The sequence below is a fragment of the Streptomyces sp. CB02261 genome, assembly GCF_001905665.1.
Lineage (GTDB): Bacteria > Actinomycetota > Actinomycetes > Streptomycetales > Streptomycetaceae > Streptomyces.
Genome location: NZ_LIVX01000006.1, coordinates 13,888 through 32,164, shown reverse-complemented (window position 1 = coordinate 32,164; position 18,277 = coordinate 13,888). Strand labels below are relative to the sequence as shown.

The window sequence follows — 18,277 nt, the reverse complement described above, 5'->3', positions numbered from 1 at the left end:
ATCAGCCGGGAACCTCTGACGTATGGACGAAGATCAAGAAAGAGATACAAGCGGCCGGATCAGGAAGCATGTCGGTTGGTGGATCGCGGCACTCGCAGGACTGGCTGGCATCGGTGGACTCATTTTCGCGATCATCACCAGAGACGAGTTCACCGTTAAAGAGTGGGCGAGGGAGGCCAGTGCGGCTTGCGACTCCCTGCATGGTGATCTCGTCCGCCAGAACAGCGAAGCAAACACCTCCCTCGACAGGCTCGCAGGCAGTGGCTATCAGTCCGCGTACTACCAGGCGGCAGCGGCGAGCTGGGACGAGCTGGCCAGCACCGAGCGGAAGCTCACCAGCGAGATGGGGAAGATCGAAACACCCAACTCGCAGGTCGAAGAAATCGACCGGCTCTTCGAAGCCATGAACGACATCAGCGATGAGGATCACGCGTTGGCTGTGGAGCTTCGAAAGGAGGTCATCACAGGCGAGAGTCTGTTCGTCACAGACTCCGAAGCCCGGCGCGCAGAGCTCGTAGACCAGGTAAACGAGGACTTGAAGACACTCAATGTCAGGCACTGCCTCGCCGGCGAGTAGGTCGGGCAGTCTGCTCTCGCTCGTTGAACGGCACGAATGAGGAATGCGGGGAGGCGGGAGAGGCTGCCCGGCGGGAAGGCCGAGACACGGTTCCTGGATTGCCCATCTGGCGCTCACTCGAACCTAATGCAGCGCCGGGGCGTCACCGCAGAGGGCGGACAGCCTTATTCGCCTGCTCCGTCAGACGGCTGTCAGCGAAAACAGTAGACGCCCGCTCCGGTCCCTACGGTCGCCGCGGCCGCTGTCCAGACGGCCGCCCCCCCAGGTCACACACGGGTCGAGCCCGCCTCTGTCGCCGGGACCACGAGCAGGAGAAGGACCACGCGCCTGCCGGACCTGTCTCCTCCGGGTTCCGCGCAGAGCGACGTGCGGGGCGCCGGACACAGCCCCGCCCTGCCCCGCCTCCTCAGCGTCGACGACACCTCACGCTCCCTGCTGATCGAGCACATCCCCCGCCCGAACAGCTGGACATGCCCCACCGCTCCGCGCCGCCTCATCGGCGCCGTCGCCGCCATCCACGCGACACCCGCTTCCCTCCCCGCCGAACTCGCCCCCGCCTTCGACGCGTACCGGCTCGACCGTCTCACCGCCGCCCCCGCCCCCGCCCCCGGCCTGGCTGCGCGACGCCCAGGCCTGGCCCGACGTCCTCGCACACACGTCCGGGCCGCACACGGCGACAGCGCCATCCCCCTCGGGCACCTCGACCTCAAGCCCGAACACGCCCGCCGCCGCCACGGCCGCGGCCTGGTCCTCGTCGACCTCGAGACCCTCAGGCCGGACATCACCGGCCTGGTCGACCTGGTCACCCTCCCGGCCGTCCTCCGCCAAGCCGGCCGCCCACTCCCCGGCCGCGAGGTACTCGCGCTCTACCGCGCGGCCGCCGCCCGCCACGGCATCACCTGGACAGGCCCCGCCCTGCGCGCAGCGCTCACCGCGTTCGCCAGGGCCACCGGCCTCGATACCCTCGACGGCCTCGCCGACCCCGCCCCCTCCCCGCGCTCCCCGAAGGACACCCCGTGGAACCCACCGCCCCCGCCCGCGCGCTCGTCGACACAGCCATGACCACCCTCGGACTGCCCGGCCCGCCCAAGCACCTGATCGGCCGGAAGGGCTCCGACGTCTGGCAGGCCGCAGACCAGATCATCAAGACCGCCGTCCCCGGCGCCCGCGGAGACCTCGCACACGAGACCGCCGCCTGCGCCCTCCTCCACGACCAGGGCCGCCACCCCGGCACCCGCCACGGACACGGCAACCTCGGCCGGTGGCTCGCCCTGCCCCGCCTCGACGGCCCATCGCTGTGGCAGGTGTTCGCCCCCGCCCGCGAGGGCCACGCCATCGACACCTAGCGCACCCACGTGCGCGACGCCGCCCGTGCCGCGTTCGCCGCCCTCACCGAACTGCACGCGGCCGGATGGATCCACGGCGACATGCAGGCCGAGAACGTGATCATCAGCCGGGGTCCCGCGTTCATCGACTACGACCGCGCCCGCCGCCCCGACCTCACGCCCCCGGCCACGCCATACCGGGGCGGCCTCATCCACGTCATCGCCCCCGAGATCGCCGCACAGCTCCTCGCCACCGGCGACGACGACCACGTCCCCCTCACCCCCGCCGCCGAGGTGTACGCGCTCGGCGCCTCCCTCTACTGGGCCTGGACCGGTGTACGGATCACCGACTACCGCGGCGACCCCGCCGGAGCCCACACCGAGCTGTACGCCGACATCTCCGCCGGCCGCCGCCGGAACATCACCACAGACCGCCCTTGGGTAGACCCCGCTCTGGAAGCCCTGATCACCACCGCCACAACGACGAGCCCGGAGAACCGGCAGTCCAATGCCACGGTGTAGATACTGAACTTGAACTCGTGATGTCGGCGGTGTCGCGGAGCCCGCGGGGCGCTGGTCGTTGGGGATCAAGAGCGTGTCTGCAGCCAGTGACGTGCGGCGGCCAGTGTTACTTCGATGTCGTCGCTCCATGAACAGACTTCCAGCCACGACAGGTAGCCGCCCTGGGTGAAGACCAGGACCTCACCTGGGCACTCGCCGGCTTCGGTGACGAGCTGCGCTTCGGCCGCCACGACCGTGCTGGGGCTGGTTGGCGCAGGTTCCACCTTGCTGGTGTCGAGTTCAAAGTAGGCGGTGCCGCACCCGCATGTGCAGCGCGCTCGCACGCTGAGGTGCAGAACCTGCCTTCGGAGCGCATCATGAACCGGGTCGTCCGCGTTCAGGACTGCCGCAAGCACGTCGGCTACGTCGGCAGGCAGGCTCTCGTCCATCCCGTTACCGTATCTGACCAGCAACTTTGGACTCCGGCATGCTCGCCCTATCGCCGTCGGTCGGCCAGCGTGTTCACGCGCCAAGGGCCAGGCCGGTACCAGCGAGGCAGCCGTCGATCACCTCCGGTCGGTACTGCAGCATCTTGAGCTTGCGCTTCACGGCACGGGTGATCTGGCTGAGGTCAGCTGCGGCGAGATTTCCGATGTCGCGTTTGACCAGCGACCAGATGCCTTCTTGCGGGTTCAGGTCGGGTGCGTAGGTGGGCAGTTGGAAAACCGTGAGCCAGTCCGAGTTTGCTTCGATGAACGCCCGTAAGGACTTGGTCAGGTGGAGGCGGACGTTGTCCCAGACCAGGACGATCGGGCCGCCGAGCTGGATGCGGGCACGGATCAGCAGGTCGCGGAAGTCGCGCCAGCCGAAGCCCTTGGGCTGGTTCTTGCGTCCGGTGTACTCGCGGATGGAGTAGAAGAGCCGGGACCGCTCGCCAGGCTTATAGCAGGTCATACCTGCCATCGACACCCGGCCCGAGCCCCGGCCGCGCACGCGGACCACCGGGGTGCAGCCCCGACGGCCCCAGGACCTGGCTCGCGGCGGCGTCAGCGACTGACCGGCCTCGTCCTCGAAGACGATCCATCCGTCGCAGGCCGCCGCGATGCTCTTACCCACGGCCAGACCTCCTTCTTCCACAGGTCGACCGCGTCGTCGTCACGCTCGATCGCGCGGCGGGCCGGTTGCTGCCACGACCAACCGTGCCGCTTCAGCAGCCGCCACGTCCCCTCGACTGTGTAGCTCACGTGGAACAGCCGGCCGATCAGCGTCTTCACCCGGGCCAGGGTCCACCGCTGGTCGGCCCAACCGTGGACCAGGGGGCCGCGCTCCAACTCCCGCTCCAGCTTGGCGACCTGATTCTCGCTGAGCCTTGGCCGCCCGGGTGAGCCCTTCGACAGGACTCCAGCCTCGCCGCGCTCGCGCCACTGGTGGCGCCACCGTTCCACCGCTCGCTCGCTGACTCGCAGCGCGGCAGCGATCTCCCGGTTCTTCTCCCCGCACTCGAAGCGTTCAACGGCCTGCAGCCGGATCCGCTCCCGCGCGGCCCTCCCAGCGTCGGTCAACCCGCCGCCCTGCGCGTATCTCACGGTCCAGAGCTACTGGAGCTGAGCGGCCGCCGTCAGGCGAACGGCGCCGACATCACCCAATCAAGTTCAGTAGCGTCCCAAGTCCAGGGGCGTCCCCCCTCTGGGAGGACGCCCCTCGACCGAGCGACAGATGGCGGCTCCGCTCAGACCCACGGAGCCGGGGCTGCTACGCTGCCGGACGGCAAGGCGCGTACAGCCCCCCGCCGTCGGCTCCCACGCAGCAGGCGATCCACGGGTGAAGGTCTCATCAGGCCCGCGTTCCCCGTAGTCATCGACGCATCGAGCAACCGGGGCGGGCAGGGCGTGGGCAGGCGCCCGCCGGAATCCGAGAGACCGATGCCGAAGAAGCAAACTCGCGCCCAGGGGCTCGCCCGCCAGATCCAGGCCGTGACCGGCTTGCCGTACACCTTGTGCCTCAAACTCTGCGAGCCCTATGAGGACAGCAGCGCCGGGCTCGCGCGCGAACTCCGGGCGGTCGGCCTCACCGAGGCCGCCGACCACCTCCTGGCCGTCGAGGCCGTCGCCACCGAGGCGTCCACCTGGTTCGAGGCTGGTGGGGAGTTCGAGCAGCGCTACTACTACACCGACAACGACCGGGTGCAGGAAGTGTCCCGGGCCTGCTCCGATGCCGCCGAAGCCGTCCTCGGCCGTGCTGGTTTCGAGCGGCTGTCGTGGGACACGAATGCGGAGGTGTACCACGCGGCCTTCCTCGCCCTGTCGAAGGCCGGGACGATGCCAGACGGGCGTGCTCTCGCACGCGCCGCACTCGACGTGTTCGCCGACGATCCCGAGTGGTGCTCCGACGTTGTTCGCTTCCCGGGCGACCCGTTCACCTACGAAACCGCTGCGGAGCTCACCGGCCCTGACACTGCGACCGCCGTGGCGGCGAGGAAGGCCGCCCGGGCGATGGCCCGCGCCGCCGCCGTTCGATTCTCCGGCGATGAGGAGTGGATGGGGGCGGCCGGGATCATGGTCGAGGCGATCTGGCACGCAGGCGTGGCCGCGGGGCTGCCACCGCTGCTAGGCCGTGTATCGGAAGTGAATCGTGCGCATAGGGTGTCGGCATGTCACTGGGTCACATAGTCCTCTCGTCCGGTCGTTCGATCCGGCTCACCGAGCTACGGATGTCTTCGACCTACGGCGGGATGCTGGAGGGCTACCCGTGCAAGCGCATCAACGACCTGAAGGTCAGTTGGCTCCAGGGGCAGGCCGAACGCGCGTTTCCCTCCACGCCGGTCCATCTCGTTCCGCCCTCCCGTGAGTACCCGGACGAGACCGCCGGCGCCTTCGGTCCCGTTGAGGTGCTGCCTTCCGTGGCTTGCATCGGTGTCTTCGGCTCCACGGCGCTCGACCCAGCAATGGACGGCTCGACCCTCGTCGTCGCCTGGTTCCAGCCGGCACCGGAGGTACCGGCGGGTGAGGATGCTGACCTTACGCTTCGCAGCATTCGCTGGGAGGAGCTGGCCCAGGACTACGAGCTGTAGCGACGTGTACTGATCACAACCACTCGTTGATGGCTGCGACGAGGACCGTGGCTTCAAAGCGGACCGCGAGCTTGTCGTAGCGGGTGGCCACCGCCCGGTGGCGCTTGAGGCGGTTGATTCCGCACTCGACCGCGTGACGCTCGCGGTAGTCGACCGGGTCGAAATGCGGTGGCCGGCCACCGTGGGAGCCTCTCTTCTCGCGGTTGCGTGCTTGGTCGGCCTTGTCTGGGATGGTGCAGCGGATCCCGCGGCGGCGCAGGTAGGCGCGGTTCTTGCGGGAGGCGTACGTCTTGTCAGCCGCACGCGATCGGGGCGGACGCGTGGCCGGCCCGGCCCGATGCGGGGCACGCGGATCTTTTCGAGCACGGGTTCGAACTGCGGCGAGTCCCCGCGCTGCCCTGCGGTCACCACTATCGACATGGGCTTCTGGCCCTGCTCGACCGCCAGGTGCAGCTTGGTGGTGAACCCGCCGCGCGAGCGGCCCAGCCCGTGATCAAGAGGCTCGGTGAACACGCCGCCCGGCGGTTCCTTCTGCAGGTCACCACGCGTCCGGGCCCCGGCCGCATGCTGATGAGCGCGGCACACCGTGGAGTCGACGCTCAGCTCCCACGTGATAGCACCTTCCGCATCGGCCAGGGACTGAAGACGGGTGAGGATCCGCTGCCAGAGGCCGGCCCGCTGCCACCGGCGGAACAGGTCGTAGACCCGGCCCCACGGCCCGTACTCGACGGGCACGTCCCGCCACGGAACACCGGTCCGGACTCGGAACCGTATGCCATCGATCAACCGCCGCCGAGGCCAGACCGGCGGCCGCCCCACCTTCGTCCCCTTCGGCAACAACGGCTCCAGCACCGCCCACTGCTCGTCCGTGAGATCTCCCCGCCCCATGAACCGTGATCATCCATCGCTCAAGATCCACTTTCGATACACGGCCTAGGACGCCCCAACTGCCGCGACCACCTTCGATACAACATAGAGGGCGAGATCTCAGAGCGGTGACGAGGCGGGACGACGTCCAGAGGGATGTCCGCTCGGCACTCCGGCCCAGTAGTACTGCGGCGGGGCCGGGGGCCCCTCGCTCAGGGGCCCAACTTCGAGCCCTGCGTCGAAGGTTGTCACCAGGGATACGTCTCCGAAGGCCCACACCCTGGCTCTCGACCGCTGGGGGTGGGCCGTTCAATGCTCAGTCGCCACGTTCTACCTGCGTTGTGTGGTCCGACACCATCAAAGGTCCCTGCGACGGCGTTGCCGAGTGCTGGCATCCAAGCGGGCCGGGGGCGCGCAGCAGGACGCGCGCAACTGATGTGCCTTTGGGATATGCCAACTCGCTGCGCGGCAACGCCGTGGTGCTTCACCGTGGATGCAGGGTGGCCGTTCGGGGCGTCCTGTGTGGACGAGGAGGCGGACCGGGATGTCCTGGCAAGGCGATGGGTTCGACTCACACGTGGGCGAGGTCGGGGTGCTGCTGGCCGATGGCAGCGAGCCGGGCCCGGTCTACGTCGACATGGGCAGCGGCGGCCATGTCCCTAGCTTCACCGACTGGTGGGTGTACGACGGGGCGGTGCGCAGGCCGCTGGCGACGACGATGCGGGGTAGGTGCGTATGCGGATGGCGCGGCGAGCGAATCTTCCCGATCGACTGGCAGCACGTCGACCGCGACGACCTCGACGCCTACGACACCTCCGGGCCCGAGCGGGACTGGGAGAGCCACCTGGATGAGGTCGCCGCAAGAGCGGTGCCGCTCCCCGAGAACCTGGTCGGCCTGCTGCGGCGGTTGCGCGAGCGCCTGGACGAGCTCGTCGACGACGATCCGCTCGCCGTGGTGAAGGCGGCCGGTGAGCTGGAGGCGACCGTCGCGTTCTTCGGTCCCCTCGCCACCCGGATCGTCACCAGCAGCGAACAACTCCCTCTCGCTCAGGTCGCCCAAGTCCTGGGTATGACCGAGCAGGTCGCCGGCTCCCGCCTGCGGCATCCCCTCCCCGGCCCTGCTCGCCCGCGCAACACGCGGCTGCGCCCGCTTCCTCAGCCGATACGACCAGGACCAGGACGACGGAGCCGACGGAGCCGAGGGCGGGGGCCGCGAGCGTCGGAGTGACGGTGTCGGTCAGGTAGGCGGTGACCGTGGTCAGCCCGTGGCCGCCGCCGAGTTTCTCGTCCGCGTTCCTGAACATCTCGGTGAGTTGACGCACGATCGCGACTTCCTCGGGGCCGACGCTGCCGCCGGTCTCGGCCGCCTTGAGGGTGGCGGCCACGGGGTCGTGCGTAGCAAGGGGGAGGCCGACTGCCGCGGTGGTGAAGGCGGCGTCGAGGAATTTCATGCGGCGGAGCATCACTACACCGACGGCACGGCCCCTGACCAGCAAATCAGGGGCCGTGGCCATGTCTTAACGATGGTGATCGCCTAGTGTCCCCCGTTGCTCCCCGACCGATAGGGCACGTAGGGGCAAAGATTGCCTCGCAGCCTGGTCCACCCCACGCATCGCCGCAGGCTTCAGAAAGCCGATTGCCAGCGGTACCGGCCGGCGGTCGGGACGGGCGGTGGGCGGTCAGAACGGGCGGGGGAGGTAGGGGGCGGCGTCGCCCCAGAGGCCGAACTCCTGCGCGGCAGTGTTGAACGGAGCCCGCCAGTCGCCAGTGCCCAGGTGGGCCGTCAGAGTGACGTCGTCGCCGTTGAGGGTACTCCGGCCGACCAGGTCGGGGCGCCCGTCGCGGTTGATGTCGCCGACACCGAAGACGCCTCTGTAGTCCCCCCAGCCCGTAGAGATCTTGGTGCGGGGCGCGAAGGTCCCGTCGCCCTTGCCGAGGTGGAGCCAGGCGGTCCCGTACGCGTCGACGGCGACGACATCGCCGGCGGGCCCGCCCGCGAGGTCGCCGACACCGGCGACGGAGCGGTAGACGCCCCAGCCCTTGCCGAGGTTCTTGCGGGCGGCGAGGAAGGGGGCGGTGTCCTTGCCGGTGCCGGTGTGGAGGAACAGCTCGCCGGTGGCCTTGGAGACGCCGAGCAGATCCGGCTTGCCGTCCCCGGTGACGTCGCTGCCGCCGACGAGTTCCTTATACGTGTTCCACCCGGTACCGACACGGATGGGCGCGGTGAAGGTGCCGTCACCACGGCCCTTGCGGAGCTGGAGCACGCCTGCCGTGTCCCGGGACACGAAGTCGCCGACGGCGGAGCCGCCGAGGTTGCCGGTGGCGACGTTCAGGGACGCGTGCAGGGTCTCGACGGCGATGTCGATCGTGTCCCAGTCCCCGGCTGTGATCTTGCCCGTGGCGGGGTCGTACTTCGTGTCGACCCGCGTGGCATCCACCCAGCGGTAGTCGTCGATGATGATGTCGGGCATGCCGTTGCCGTTGAAGTCGTGCCAGGTCACCGGGGTGGCCGGAGCCGTGGCGGCCGTAGCGGCGGGCGCGGACAGCGTGGCCGCGCCGAGCGTGGCGGCGAGGACGGCGGTGACGGCCGTGGCGATGCGACGGCGCGGCGCGGTGATGTGACGCAAGAGAAACGTTCCTCCCCCGAAGTGGGTGCACGGCGCGATGAGCGCGGCACCCGGAAATCCAAAACGTACGGCCCACGAAGCAAGATCACTCGAGGTGCCACACAGTCAGACACAGAACCGCAGCGGATGGTTGCACGGGATTCACGGAAGTTCATCCCCTGTCGCGAAAGCCCGCCCACCCCCGGCCGCCCGACCGACCCCGAAGACCCGGACGGGGGTGTGAGGCGAGCCCATCCGCTTTCACTGGTCAGGGGGGACCCGGTACTTCCTTCCCAAGAAGCGGAGGCGGAGGCGGCGCGGGGCCGTTGGGGGCGGGGTGATGTACCCGCCTCTTGCTCCGGATGCTGCGGAACGACCGGCGGAGGAACTATGCCGGGCGTCCCGGACGAGCTGCTCCAGCTCCGCGGTCAGAGCTCGCCGCGGTGTGCGAGCTGGTTCACCGCGTTCTCTCAGATGATCTCGTTCTCGTCGTCGCGTAAGTCCTCGAGGGCTTCCCGGGCCTCCGTTCCGGGAATGGCGCCGAGAGCCCAGATCGCCTTCACCGCGAGCGCCCGGTTCTCGTCGAAGTCCAGGTACTCGGGAATCCAGCACGGTCGGCGCTTCGACGGCTTCGGCCAGGAGGATTCGGCGCGGGTGTTACAACCGTCCCCGAGGTCGAGACCCGAGTTCCACTGCTTGAACTTGTCGCGGGTGTAGCCGGCGCGGGACTCGTCGGAGACTCGGACCTGGTCGAGCGCGGCGGCGAGCTGGAGGACTTCGTCGGCCTGCGCGGGCGCCGGTGCGATGAGGGGGGTGAGGGACAGGGAAAGCGCGGCCAGGCCGCGCAGCATGTTCTTGATCACGCCCGTAGGGATAGCGGCCGTGAGCTGGTGACATGCCGGTGGCCGGTGGTGGATCAGCCGGGTGGGTGAACAGGTTCACCAGGGGAACCGTTCCCTCTTCTCCCAGGTGGCAGTTGAGTTGGTTGCCCTGCAGGTCTGGCGTGAAGCGCAGTACAGGGCGGTGCCCTGGCCGCTTTCAGGGCGGACCCATCCCTGGACTGGGCTTGCACCGCCGCCGACCTCCGCCCACGTAGGAGGATCGCACCCCAGCCCGGCCCGCTTTGGTGTCCCATACCCCTTCGGGCTCGTTGTGGGGTCATGCTTTCCAACTCCGGCCACATCAGCCACGAAATGTCGATTTCATCCAGCGCGCCCTAAGCGTCCTGAACCGAGGCGACTGTGACACGGCCCGAGCACTGCTCGATCTCGCACACGCCCACATCTGCCTTGCCGAAGCCGAGGCCCGTGCCGAGGAAGTCGAGAGCGTCGCTGCCGAGGCCGCCGTCGAGCAGCAGCGTGCCCTCGCCCTAAAAGCACGAGCCGACGCCGACCAGGCCGACGCCGACCGCGCCGAGGCCGCCGCCCGCAAGGCCGCCGCTGAGAGCGCCGCCGCGGAGAGCCAGGTCGCCACCGTCCATGCCCGAGCCGAGGTCGCCCGGGCCGAGGTCGCCGCCCTGGAGGCCGAGGACACTGCCCGCCTCACTCCCGTTGAGCGTGCCGTCCGCAAGGTCGCCCGCCTCATCCTCGCCGCCCACCACACGATCCCGGCCAGCCGGAAGCCCCAGGCGCCGGACATGTACGCCGTCTCCCTGGAGACGGTCCAGGACGCGCTTCGCGTCTCCCACACCGTTGCCGGACAGCGCCGCCAGGCCGCCGCCGACCTCATCGCCAACGGCTACACAGGCGACTGCGATCTTTCGCTTTCGGGACAGTGAGCCCTGTCAGCGTTTGCGTCAGACCGGCCTGCCGGATCTGGCCTGGGTGGCGGCGAAGGCCGCGGCTGGGGCCGCGGCTCGGCGACCCGATCGTGAAGGCCGCCGGCCGTGCTGCTGGCCGCTCGGCGCCCGGGCGACGTCAGGCGTGTGGTCAGCTGGCGTGTCGGTACGCGGCGGCGCTGCCGACGATCCCGGATCTGTAGCGCGAGCGAGCACGGTCAAGAGCCGCCTCAAGGTCCCGGGCCCGGTCGTCCTCGGTCCCCAGGGTGAGCTGGTGGACCGCCGTCTCGGCGGGCTGGAGACGCTCCGCGCGAAGCGACAGCGATCGGACGCGGGCGCGCTGGAGGCCGAGGGAGGTGAGCAGTTCGCGGGCTGTTGCGGCGAGGGCGGGAGTATGGGCGGTGGCTTCGGCCAGGGAACGCGTCCGAGTGGTTTGGCTGCGGTCGGCGTAGGTGACGGTCAGGGTGAGCCCCTGGGCGACCTGGCGATCGTCCCGCAGCGCCGCCCCGATCTGTTCGGTGAGGCCGAGGACGGCCCGGTGGTGCTGGTCGGGGTCGAGCTCGTCGTGGTCGAACCGGTGGCTGAGGCTGAGGGATCTGGGTGCGGCGGCGGGGACGATCGGGCGGTCGTCGATGCCGAGGGCGCGGTCGTGGGCCTGGCGGCCGGCGGCGACGCCGAGGATTCGCTGGAGGGTGGCGAGCGAGGTGTCGGCGATGTCACCGACGGATGTGATGCCGAGCCGGCCGAGCGTGCGGGCGGCGGCGGGGCCGATGCCGGGGAGCGCGGTGGCCGGCCGGGGCCGGAGGAACGCGGAAATGTCGTAGGGGGTGTTGGCGACGATGGTGGCGCTGCCCGTGGGGGCGAGGGCGGCGGCCATGGCGGCGATCATCCGGCTGGGGCCGGCGCCCGCGCTGGTGGGGACGCCGTGGAGCGCGAGCGCGCGGAGCCGGATGACGTCGACGAGACCGGCAGCGTCCTGGCCCCAGTACCTCAGGGCGCCGGTGAGGTCGGCGTCGGCGGAGAAGTCGGCGGGGTGCGCCTCCACCTGCGGGGTGACGTCGGTGATGACGGCCAGGAGCTGCTCGTAGAGGTCGGGGTCTGGCTCGGGCAGGTGGAAGTGGATCCGCATCAGGGTGCGGGGACTCGTGCTCATCCGGCGCTCCCGGAACTGGAGTGACCAAGGCGGTTGAGATCTGCCGACCGGGTGCCCGCGGGCTGGAGGTCCGCGTACGGGTGAAGGCGCGCGCCCGTGGTCCCGTCGACGAGGGGCCTGCGTGGCGCGGTCGGCTGGGCGGGGGTGGGTGCGGGGGAGGCGTGGTCGAGGAGGTCGAGGACGGCCTGGGGGCCGTGATCGCGGCGGGCGGCGGCGAGCTTTTCGAGGTCCCACACCTTCTGCCCGACGACGGTGCGGCGCGGGCCGCGGGCTTCGACCGTTCCCCTGACGAGGAGGAGGCCGTTGTGGAAGATCGTGTGGGCGCAGTCTTCGTGGGAGTCTTCGAAGAATGCGATGTCGACGAGGCCGGAGCCGTCTTCGAGGGTGACGAAGATGACCCGCTTGCCCGAGGGGATGGGCGGGGTCTGGGTGGAGGCGCGGACGCCGGCGACGAGGACTGGCTGCCCCGGGTGCAGGGCGCGCAGGTGTGTGGCGTCGACGGCTCCGATCTCCCGCAGCAGGCGGTGGTGGTGTTCCATCAGGTGCTGGCTCACGTCGATCTTCAGTACGCCGAGCTCGGCGTCCAGACGCTCACGGCTGGTCATCTCCCGCAGCCCCGAGGGGCCGGCTGTCAGGAGGGAGTCGTCGATGGGGAGCTGTCCCGGGCCGGGACGGGTGCGGGTATGGCGGTGGAGCTCGGTGGCCTGGAGCAGCAGGTCCCGCCGGGTCTGCTCGCCCTTGAGGGCGTCGAGGGCGCCGATCTGGATGAGGCGTTCGGCGATCGGCAGCGCGGGGTGCGCCCGCTGGAGAAAGTCCTGGAGGGAGTTGTAGGGCTGGCCGGCGGCGATCCGGGTGACCTGCTCTGCGCTGATGCCCTTGACCGATGACAGGGAGAGCCGGACGCCGAAGCCGGTGCCGGTGGCCTCGACGGTGTAGGCAGGCTTCGAGGCGTTGATGTCGACGGGCAGGACGGGCACATTGTGGCGGCGGGCGTCGGAGACGATCACACGCAGCGGCCACATGCCCGGGTCGTGCTCCAGGAGCCCGGCATACAGGGCGGCGGGGTGATGGGCCTTGAGCCACGCGGACTGCAGAGCGGGGACGGCGAAGGCGACGGCATGCGCCCGGCAGAACCCGTACGCCCCGAACGACGACACGATGTGCCAGACCTCGTCGAGGACCTTCGGGGTGTAGCCGAGGGCGCCGGCCTTCGCCCGGAACCACTTCTCCAGTTTCGGGAGCCGCTTCTCGTCGGCGAGGATGCGGCGGGCGACCTCGGCGAGCGCGCGGTCGCAGCCAGTCATGACGGCGAAGATGTCGATGATCTGCTCGTGCCAGATCGTCACCCCGTAGGTGTCGGCGAGGACGGGCTCGAGGTCGGGGTGGGGATAGACGGGTGCGGCGCCGTGGCGGGCCGCGATGTACATCGCCGGCATCCCGCCCTGCACCGGCCCGGGCCGGAACAGGGAGATGTCGGCGATGACGTCCTGCGGATCGCGCGGCTGGAGCCGGCCGACGAGGTCCTGCTGACCCGGTGACTCCAGCTGGAACATCCCCACCGTGTCGGAGTCCTGGATCATCTTGAACGCGAAGACGTCGTCGAGGGGAACGTGGTCGGCGTTGTCGAGGTCGATCTGGCGGCCGGTGGTGCGGCGGATCTCGGCGACGGCGTGGGCCATCGCGGACTGCATCCGCACCCCCAGGACGTCGAGCTTGAGCAGGCCGAGGTCCTCGACGTCGTCCTTGTCGGCCTGGACCATCGGATACCTGCCCTGCGCGGTGGGCTGCACCGGCAGACGGTTCAGCAGTGATGAGTTCGACAGGATCACTCCGCACGGGTGCATCGCCATCCCGCGCGGCAGCTTGTCCAGCCCCTCGGCCAGCTCCCACAGCCGCCCGTACGAGCCCGCGTCGGCGTTCAGACGGCGCAGCTCGGGGAGCTCGGCGAGCGCGGAGCGGATGTCACAGGCCCGGATGTGCGGGAAGGACTTGGCGACGCGGTCGACGACGTGCGGGGGCAGGCCGAGCGCGAGGCCGGTGTCGCGCAGCGCGTGCCGGGCCCGGTAGGTCTCCGGCATCCCCGTCACCGCGACCCGCTCGGCACCGAACCGCTCGAAGATCCGGTCATAGACCTCCAGGCGGCGGGCGGACTCCACATCGATGTCGATGTCCGGGAGCGAGGCCCGCCGCTCGGACAGGAACCGCTCGAAGAGCAGGTGGTGCTCCAGCGGGTTCGCGGTGGCCGATGAAGAGGCTGTGGTTGACCATCGACCCGGCACCCGAGCCACGGGCCGCGACCCTGATTCCCATGTCCCGGATGTCGGCGACGACCTGCGCGACCGCGAGGAAGTACGGCTCGTACCCGAGCCGCCCGATGATCCCCAGCTCGTAGTCCAGCTGCTCCACCGACCGCCGGTCGCCATCGAGCCCGCGGGCGGTCATCCCGGCCTCGCACCGCTGCCTCAGCAGCCGCATCGCCCCACCCGCACCCGGCTCCGCCCCGACGACCGTCGGCTCGGGGAAGTGCCGGGTGCCCAGCCCGAGGTCGGAGACCGGATCGACCACGCACGCCTCCGCGGTACGGACGGTCTCGGCGAGCAGCGCGGCCGCCCGGCCCGGACCGGCGCCGCAGTCCCCGGCGATGCGCTCCGCGACCGCCGCCATCTCGCCGGGGCCCTTGAGCCACCGCTCGCCGCAGTCCAGGCGCCGCCGGTCGACCGGCCGCAGCAGCCGGGCCGCGTCCAGCACGTCGGCCAGGCGGTGCTGCTCGGGGTCGGCGTAGCGGACGGCGTTCGCGAGCACGACAGGGATCCCGAGCCGGTCCGCCAGGCCGACCGTGTGCGCGGCGAGCCGGCCCGACCCCTGCCCCATGCCCGCGAGCCCCCACGACACCGCTTCCAGCCGGAGATCCGCACCGGCCAGCTCCCGCCACGGCTCCAGGAGCCGCTCGGCCACATCCGGCCTGCCCCCGGCCAGGGCGCGCACCGGCTCCGAGGCCGGCCCGAGCAGCACCACCAGGTCCTCGCCCGCGAACGCCTCCAGGGTGTCCCACGAAGCGATCGGCACCCCCTCGGCCAGGTGGGCGGCGGACACGATCCGGCACAACCGGCCCCACCCGGCGACGTTCTTCGCCAGGAGCGTCACCCGCAGCGCCGCCTCGACGACGTGCGCGCCGCCACGGACCGGGGTCCGCCGCCGCGGCGCCGTCATGGCGGCGGGCTGGTGCGGGGCGACGGCGAGGTCGACGCCGAAGACAGGCCGGACCCCGGCGGCCGCGGCGGCCTTCGCGAAACGCATTGCTCCGGTGACGTTGTCCCGGTCGGACAGCGCCAGCGTCCCGATCCCGCGCTCCGCGGCCCGGGCGGCCAGAGCGCTCGGATGGGAAGCACCGAAGCGGGCCGAAAACCCACTCGCCACATGCAGATGCGGCACCCCGCCACCCATGACAACCTCCGGATAAACCCCCACAAACCAGATAAAAGAGCCCTGACCACACCCTCACAGTAGTCGAACATAAATCGAACATGCGACCTCTGGGGCGCACAATCCCGCCACCGGGGCAGCGTGTGATTGCCGATGGCGACGGATACCTATGGGCGGACACAGCGGAGGTTCTGCGCAGCTCTACCTAGCCGGCGACGAGCCGCCGGCCCAGGTGGAGCTGGGTGGCTGCCCCGGCCATGGCAAGCCGTGCGGGCGGGGGCGCGGCCGGACAGATGGGGTGCGGCCCCCGCGCGGCAGGGATGAACTGCCCGAGTCGGCCGCGATAGGGCTGGACACGTACCAGGACAACGGCGCCGGGTTCCAGGGGGCGACCTGACACGCGCTACGCGCTCCAGGAGGCGGCGTCGAGGGTCTCGGCGATGCTGAGCGCGGCCAGTACCTGACTTTGGCCGTCCTCCATGTCGACGTCGCCAGTGGCGAGGGCAGTGGCGATCCGGGCGGCGTGCCCGATCACGACCGCGACCCCGGTCGGCTCGCGGTGCAGGGTCTGGCTCTGCTGGTGAGTTTCGCCTCGCCACGACGCGCGCCGAACCACAAGCCGCTGGCTGACCACGAGCCGAGCATCAGCGACGTCTGGACGATCAGCTGGTGAACGCTCGGCGCACCTTTTCGAGGCGAGCACGCTGATCATCGATCCAGCCGGTCGCAGGGAAGAGAGGAAGGCTGACCGTCACCTGCGACGACGGGCCGTCATAGAGCGACACCCCGGTCACACCAGGGCTCAACGGCTTGATCTTGAACTGGACCGTCCGACCCGAGTTCAGCCATGTCACGGACCGAACTGCGGCGAGCTCCTCAAGGGCCTCTGCCGGCCGCGAGAGCGAGGGGTGGATCTTCTTGACCCGCCCCTTCGAGCCCCGGCCCGGCGAGTTCGACGCCCTCAACCCGGACCCAGACCGGATGCGTGTCGCCTCCACCCTGCTGAGGGCGATGAAGCCCTGGCCTCCCTCGCCGCCGCCGAGGAGACCCTGCGCAACGACGCTGACGGGATCTTCGCTCTGGCGGACGGCGCCGTTGCCGACTTTGTCGCATTCGTCTGGCTCGTGCTGCCTCCACGCCGTCGCAGCGGCGCCGCAGGGCGAGCCCCTCGACGCCGGGGGACGAAGCCACCGGTAAGGGTGTAGTCCTCGGAGCCGGGCCCGTTGACCGCACCGTCACCACGAAGGCCCGCGCCCCCGATGCTCACGCGGGTGCGGGCCTCATCGCCGAGGCCGGTGGGCCGGCCGGTCCTGCCGCGGTGTCCTCCCGGCCAGCCGCGGCGAGGGCCGATCCGTTCAGCCTGTCAGGGTGGCGTGGTTCCGCATGGCGTAGTAGTTGGCGCGGTACGCGTCGTGGACGGTGTCGCCGGCTATGCGCAGCAGCGCCTCGTCGTTCTCGCGCAGCGAGGACAGATCGAGGTTGTGGGAGCCGGTGAAGGTCCACTTGGTGTCCGGGTGACCCGCGTAGTTGCCTTCTACGAGCAGGTACTTGGAATGGACGAACATGTCGTCGCCGGTGGTCGTGGTGCCCTTGTCGAGAAGCAGCTTGTACGGACGGATGCGGGGGTGGGTGAGGGTGGGGAGCTGGTTGGTCTCGCGGTAGACGATCTCGATCCAGCAGTTCTGGTCGGCCAGGGTGCGGAGCTTCTGGGCGACGGCAGAGCGGTGGAGCGCCCAGGCGGCGATGCGCACGACCGTCTTGTGGGAGTCGGAGCCCACCGTCGTGTTCCCCGTGCAGGTGACGTTGTCGAGGATGTCGACGACGAGGTCACCGGAGGACTGGGGGAAGAAGTAGTACTTCTCCGCGCCTGCGGTGCTGGCCTGCCGGAAGTAGTTCGTGTTCCTGCGCTCGGCGGCCAGGTCGTTGAAGTAGTTCACGTATGCCGTGTACAGCTCGGTGTTGCCGACTGAGGTGTAGGCGTTGTTCCAGAACCTGGTGGTGTTGCCGGGGGTCTGGTTGGCCGAGGTCTGGATGACGACGTCCTCGGCGAGACCGGCGGCGCCGACGCGGGAGAAGGTGAAGAACTTGTTGTGGTTGATGGGGTTGACGGGCGGGGTGCCGTCGTTCCATGACGCGTCGGTGTCGGCGATGCAGGCGCGGCCGGCGGGACAGATGTGTACCCAGGAGGGTTGTGTCATGTCTGTGCCCAAGGCCTCGGTCAGCGCCACGGCGGCGGGCGAGTCCGACTCGGAGTGGTCGAGGACGACCCGTACCTGGACCTTCCTGGCGTGTGCGCGCTGCAGTGCGCCGGAATAGTCGGTGTCCGTCAGGGCGTACATCGAGGCGCGGAGCGTCCGGCCGCCCTCCGTCTGGTCGATGGCGTCGATGATGTGCTGCTTGACGGCGTTCTGCTGCTCAGGCGTACCGGTCGGGTCGTTGAACACCGCTCCGGTGGTGGGCAGCGGCGGGGCGGCCGCTGCGGTGGGCGCCCCGGCGAGAAGCTGTCCGTACAGTCCCCCGATCAGCGCCCCGACCAGCAGCAGCCTCATGGTGGTTCTCCGCATGGTTACCCGATCTCCTGTTCTTTTACGGTGGCATGTCATGGCGGAGGTCATTCTCACGTCCTCGGCGTCGTGCCCGCACAACGCCCCGCCCAGTCTGTGGTCGGGCCGGAAGCTGGCCCCGGTGGGCCGGGCGTGAAGGCGGGGTGGCGCTCCTCGATGTGCTCGAAGGCCGGGACGACCCAGTCGTGCTCGTCGAGTTCGGCGAGAAGCGGCGTCGAGACGATCGGCCTGGGCGCCACGCGCACGCGCATCCTCGAACGCGGCAGCCGTACCGGGCACCGCCTCGCCGCCGCCGAGTACGTCCTCGCCCCGCACATCCCCGGAACACAGCAGCGGCGCCACGCCCAGCGCGAAGGCTCTGCATCGTCTCCGGCGCGGTGCGGCGGTCCACCGTCGGGGGCGAGGACGACGACG

Annotated in this window: 18 protein-coding genes and 1 pseudogene; 9 read left to right on the top strand and 10 right to left on the bottom strand. The window is 70.1% G+C overall.

The window, feature by feature from the left end; translation table 11 throughout:
- Nucleotides 1–22 precede the first annotated feature (22 nt).
- The 4 genes from AMK29_RS20475 to AMK29_RS20460 all read left to right on the top strand — a co-directional run bounded on the left by AMK29_RS20475 (nt 23) and on the right by AMK29_RS20460 (nt 2,424).
- On the top strand, nt 23–577 hold the full coding sequence (locus AMK29_RS20475) for a hypothetical protein (RefSeq protein ID WP_073814951.1): 555 nt from the start codon (nt 23–25) through the stop codon (nt 575–577).
- A 366-nt stretch (nt 578–943) separates the two neighbouring features.
- Nucleotides 944–1,639, top strand: coding sequence for a hypothetical protein (locus AMK29_RS37680; RefSeq protein ID WP_073814949.1), 696 nt, complete (start codon nt 944–946; stop codon nt 1,637–1,639).
- Nucleotides 1,594–1,923, top strand: a complete 330-nt coding sequence (locus AMK29_RS20465) for a hypothetical protein (RefSeq protein ID WP_073814946.1) — start codon at nt 1,594–1,596, stop codon at nt 1,921–1,923. The genes AMK29_RS37680 and AMK29_RS20465 overlap by 46 nt, the downstream gene beginning before the upstream one ends.
- A gap of 9 nt (nt 1,924–1,932) precedes the next feature.
- Complete coding sequence (locus tag AMK29_RS20460) at nt 1,933–2,424, top strand: hypothetical protein (protein WP_073814943.1); 492 nt, start codon at nt 1,933–1,935, stop codon at nt 2,422–2,424.
- A 65-nt stretch (nt 2,425–2,489) separates the two neighbouring features.
- Here the strand turns inward: AMK29_RS20460 and AMK29_RS20455 are convergent, their stop codons facing one another.
- Both AMK29_RS20455 and AMK29_RS37970 read right to left on the bottom strand, forming a co-directional pair.
- Nucleotides 2,490–2,852, bottom strand: a complete 363-nt coding sequence (locus AMK29_RS20455) for a hypothetical protein (RefSeq protein ID WP_073814940.1) — start codon at nt 2,850–2,852, stop codon at nt 2,490–2,492.
- A 73-nt stretch (nt 2,853–2,925) separates the two neighbouring features.
- A protein-coding gene (locus AMK29_RS37970; protein WP_443334075.1) for an IS630 family transposase occupies nt 2,926–3,989 on the bottom strand; the annotation gives its coding sequence in 2 pieces (ribosomal slippage) (nt 2,926–3,543 and nt 3,546–3,989; 1,062 coding nt in all).
- A gap of 336 nt (nt 3,990–4,325) precedes the next feature.
- On the opposite strand from AMK29_RS37970, the gene AMK29_RS20440 reads away from it, so the two are divergent.
- Together AMK29_RS20440 and AMK29_RS20435 are read left to right on the top strand one after the other, a co-directional pair.
- Nucleotides 4,326–5,072 (top strand): hypothetical protein, encoded by a 747-nt coding sequence (locus AMK29_RS20440; RefSeq protein ID WP_073814931.1) that lies wholly within the window; start codon nt 4,326–4,328, stop codon nt 5,070–5,072.
- Nucleotides 5,054–5,473, top strand: coding sequence for a hypothetical protein (locus AMK29_RS20435; RefSeq protein WP_073814927.1), 420 nt, complete (start codon nt 5,054–5,056; stop codon nt 5,471–5,473). The genes AMK29_RS20440 and AMK29_RS20435 overlap by 19 nt, the downstream gene beginning before the upstream one ends.
- Nucleotides 5,474–5,486: 13 nt before the next feature.
- Here the strand turns inward: AMK29_RS20435 and AMK29_RS35220 are convergent.
- Nucleotides 5,487–6,361 (bottom strand): IS5 family transposase gene (locus AMK29_RS35220; protein ID WP_107422653.1). Its coding sequence is split into 2 segments (ribosomal slippage): nt 5,487–5,773 and nt 5,773–6,361, totalling 876 coding nucleotides; the frame shifts between segments, so codons are not numbered across the junction.
- 523 nt (nt 6,362–6,884) lie between these two features.
- On the opposite strand from AMK29_RS35220, the gene AMK29_RS36505 reads away from it, so the two are divergent.
- Together AMK29_RS36505 and AMK29_RS36500 are read left to right on the top strand one after the other, a co-directional pair.
- Nucleotides 6,885–7,568: a hypothetical protein gene (locus AMK29_RS36505; RefSeq protein ID WP_073814924.1), complete on the top strand. Its 684-nt coding sequence runs from the start codon at nt 6,885–6,887 to the stop codon at nt 7,566–7,568.
- A 37-nt stretch (nt 7,569–7,605) separates the two neighbouring features.
- Nucleotides 7,606–7,878, top strand: a complete 273-nt coding sequence (locus AMK29_RS36500) for a hypothetical protein (RefSeq protein WP_073814922.1) — start codon at nt 7,606–7,608, stop codon at nt 7,876–7,878.
- A gap of 141 nt (nt 7,879–8,019) precedes the next feature.
- Here AMK29_RS36500 and AMK29_RS20410 read toward each other — a convergent pair whose 3' ends face one another.
- Together AMK29_RS20410 and AMK29_RS20405 are read right to left on the bottom strand one after the other, a co-directional pair.
- Nucleotides 8,020–8,967: an FG-GAP repeat domain-containing protein gene (locus tag AMK29_RS20410; protein WP_073814919.1), complete on the bottom strand. Its 948-nt coding sequence runs from the start codon at nt 8,965–8,967 to the stop codon at nt 8,020–8,022.
- Nucleotides 8,968–9,416: 449 nt separating this feature from the next.
- Entirely contained in the window at nt 9,417–9,809 is a 393-nt protein-coding gene (locus AMK29_RS20405; protein WP_073814917.1) for a hypothetical protein, read from the bottom strand.
- A gap of 287 nt (nt 9,810–10,096) precedes the next feature.
- Between AMK29_RS20405 and AMK29_RS20400 the strand changes: the two genes are divergently transcribed.
- Nucleotides 10,097–10,723, top strand: a complete 627-nt coding sequence (locus AMK29_RS20400; RefSeq protein WP_143202931.1) for a hypothetical protein — start codon at nt 10,097–10,099, stop codon at nt 10,721–10,723.
- 151 nt (nt 10,724–10,874) lie between these two features.
- On the opposite strand, the gene AMK29_RS20395 is transcribed toward AMK29_RS20400, so the two are convergent.
- From AMK29_RS20395 to AMK29_RS20375, 5 genes and pseudogenes are all read right to left on the bottom strand, one after another.
- Complete coding sequence (locus tag AMK29_RS20395; protein ID WP_073814913.1) at nt 10,875–11,876, bottom strand: DNA polymerase Y family protein; 1,002 nt, start codon at nt 11,874–11,876, stop codon at nt 10,875–10,877.
- Nucleotides 11,873–15,320, bottom strand: a pseudogene (locus tag AMK29_RS20390) (DNA polymerase III subunit alpha). The gene AMK29_RS20395 and the pseudogene AMK29_RS20390 overlap by 4 nt, the downstream one beginning before the upstream one ends.
- A 382-nt stretch (nt 15,321–15,702) precedes the next feature.
- Nucleotides 15,703–15,933, bottom strand: a complete 231-nt coding sequence (locus tag AMK29_RS20385) for a hypothetical protein (RefSeq protein ID WP_073814910.1) — start codon at nt 15,931–15,933, stop codon at nt 15,703–15,705.
- A gap of 28 nt (nt 15,934–15,961) precedes the next feature.
- Nucleotides 15,962–16,153, bottom strand: coding sequence for a DUF5959 family protein (locus AMK29_RS36495; protein ID WP_158071346.1), 192 nt, complete (start codon nt 16,151–16,153; stop codon nt 15,962–15,964).
- A 501-nt stretch (nt 16,154–16,654) separates the two neighbouring features.
- Nucleotides 16,655–17,863 carry a phospholipase D-like domain-containing protein gene (locus AMK29_RS20375; RefSeq protein ID WP_158071345.1) on the bottom strand — a complete coding sequence of 403 codons (1,209 nt, stop codon included), beginning with the start codon at nt 17,861–17,863 and terminating at the stop codon, nt 16,655–16,657.
- Nucleotides 17,864–18,277 lie beyond the last annotated feature (414 nt).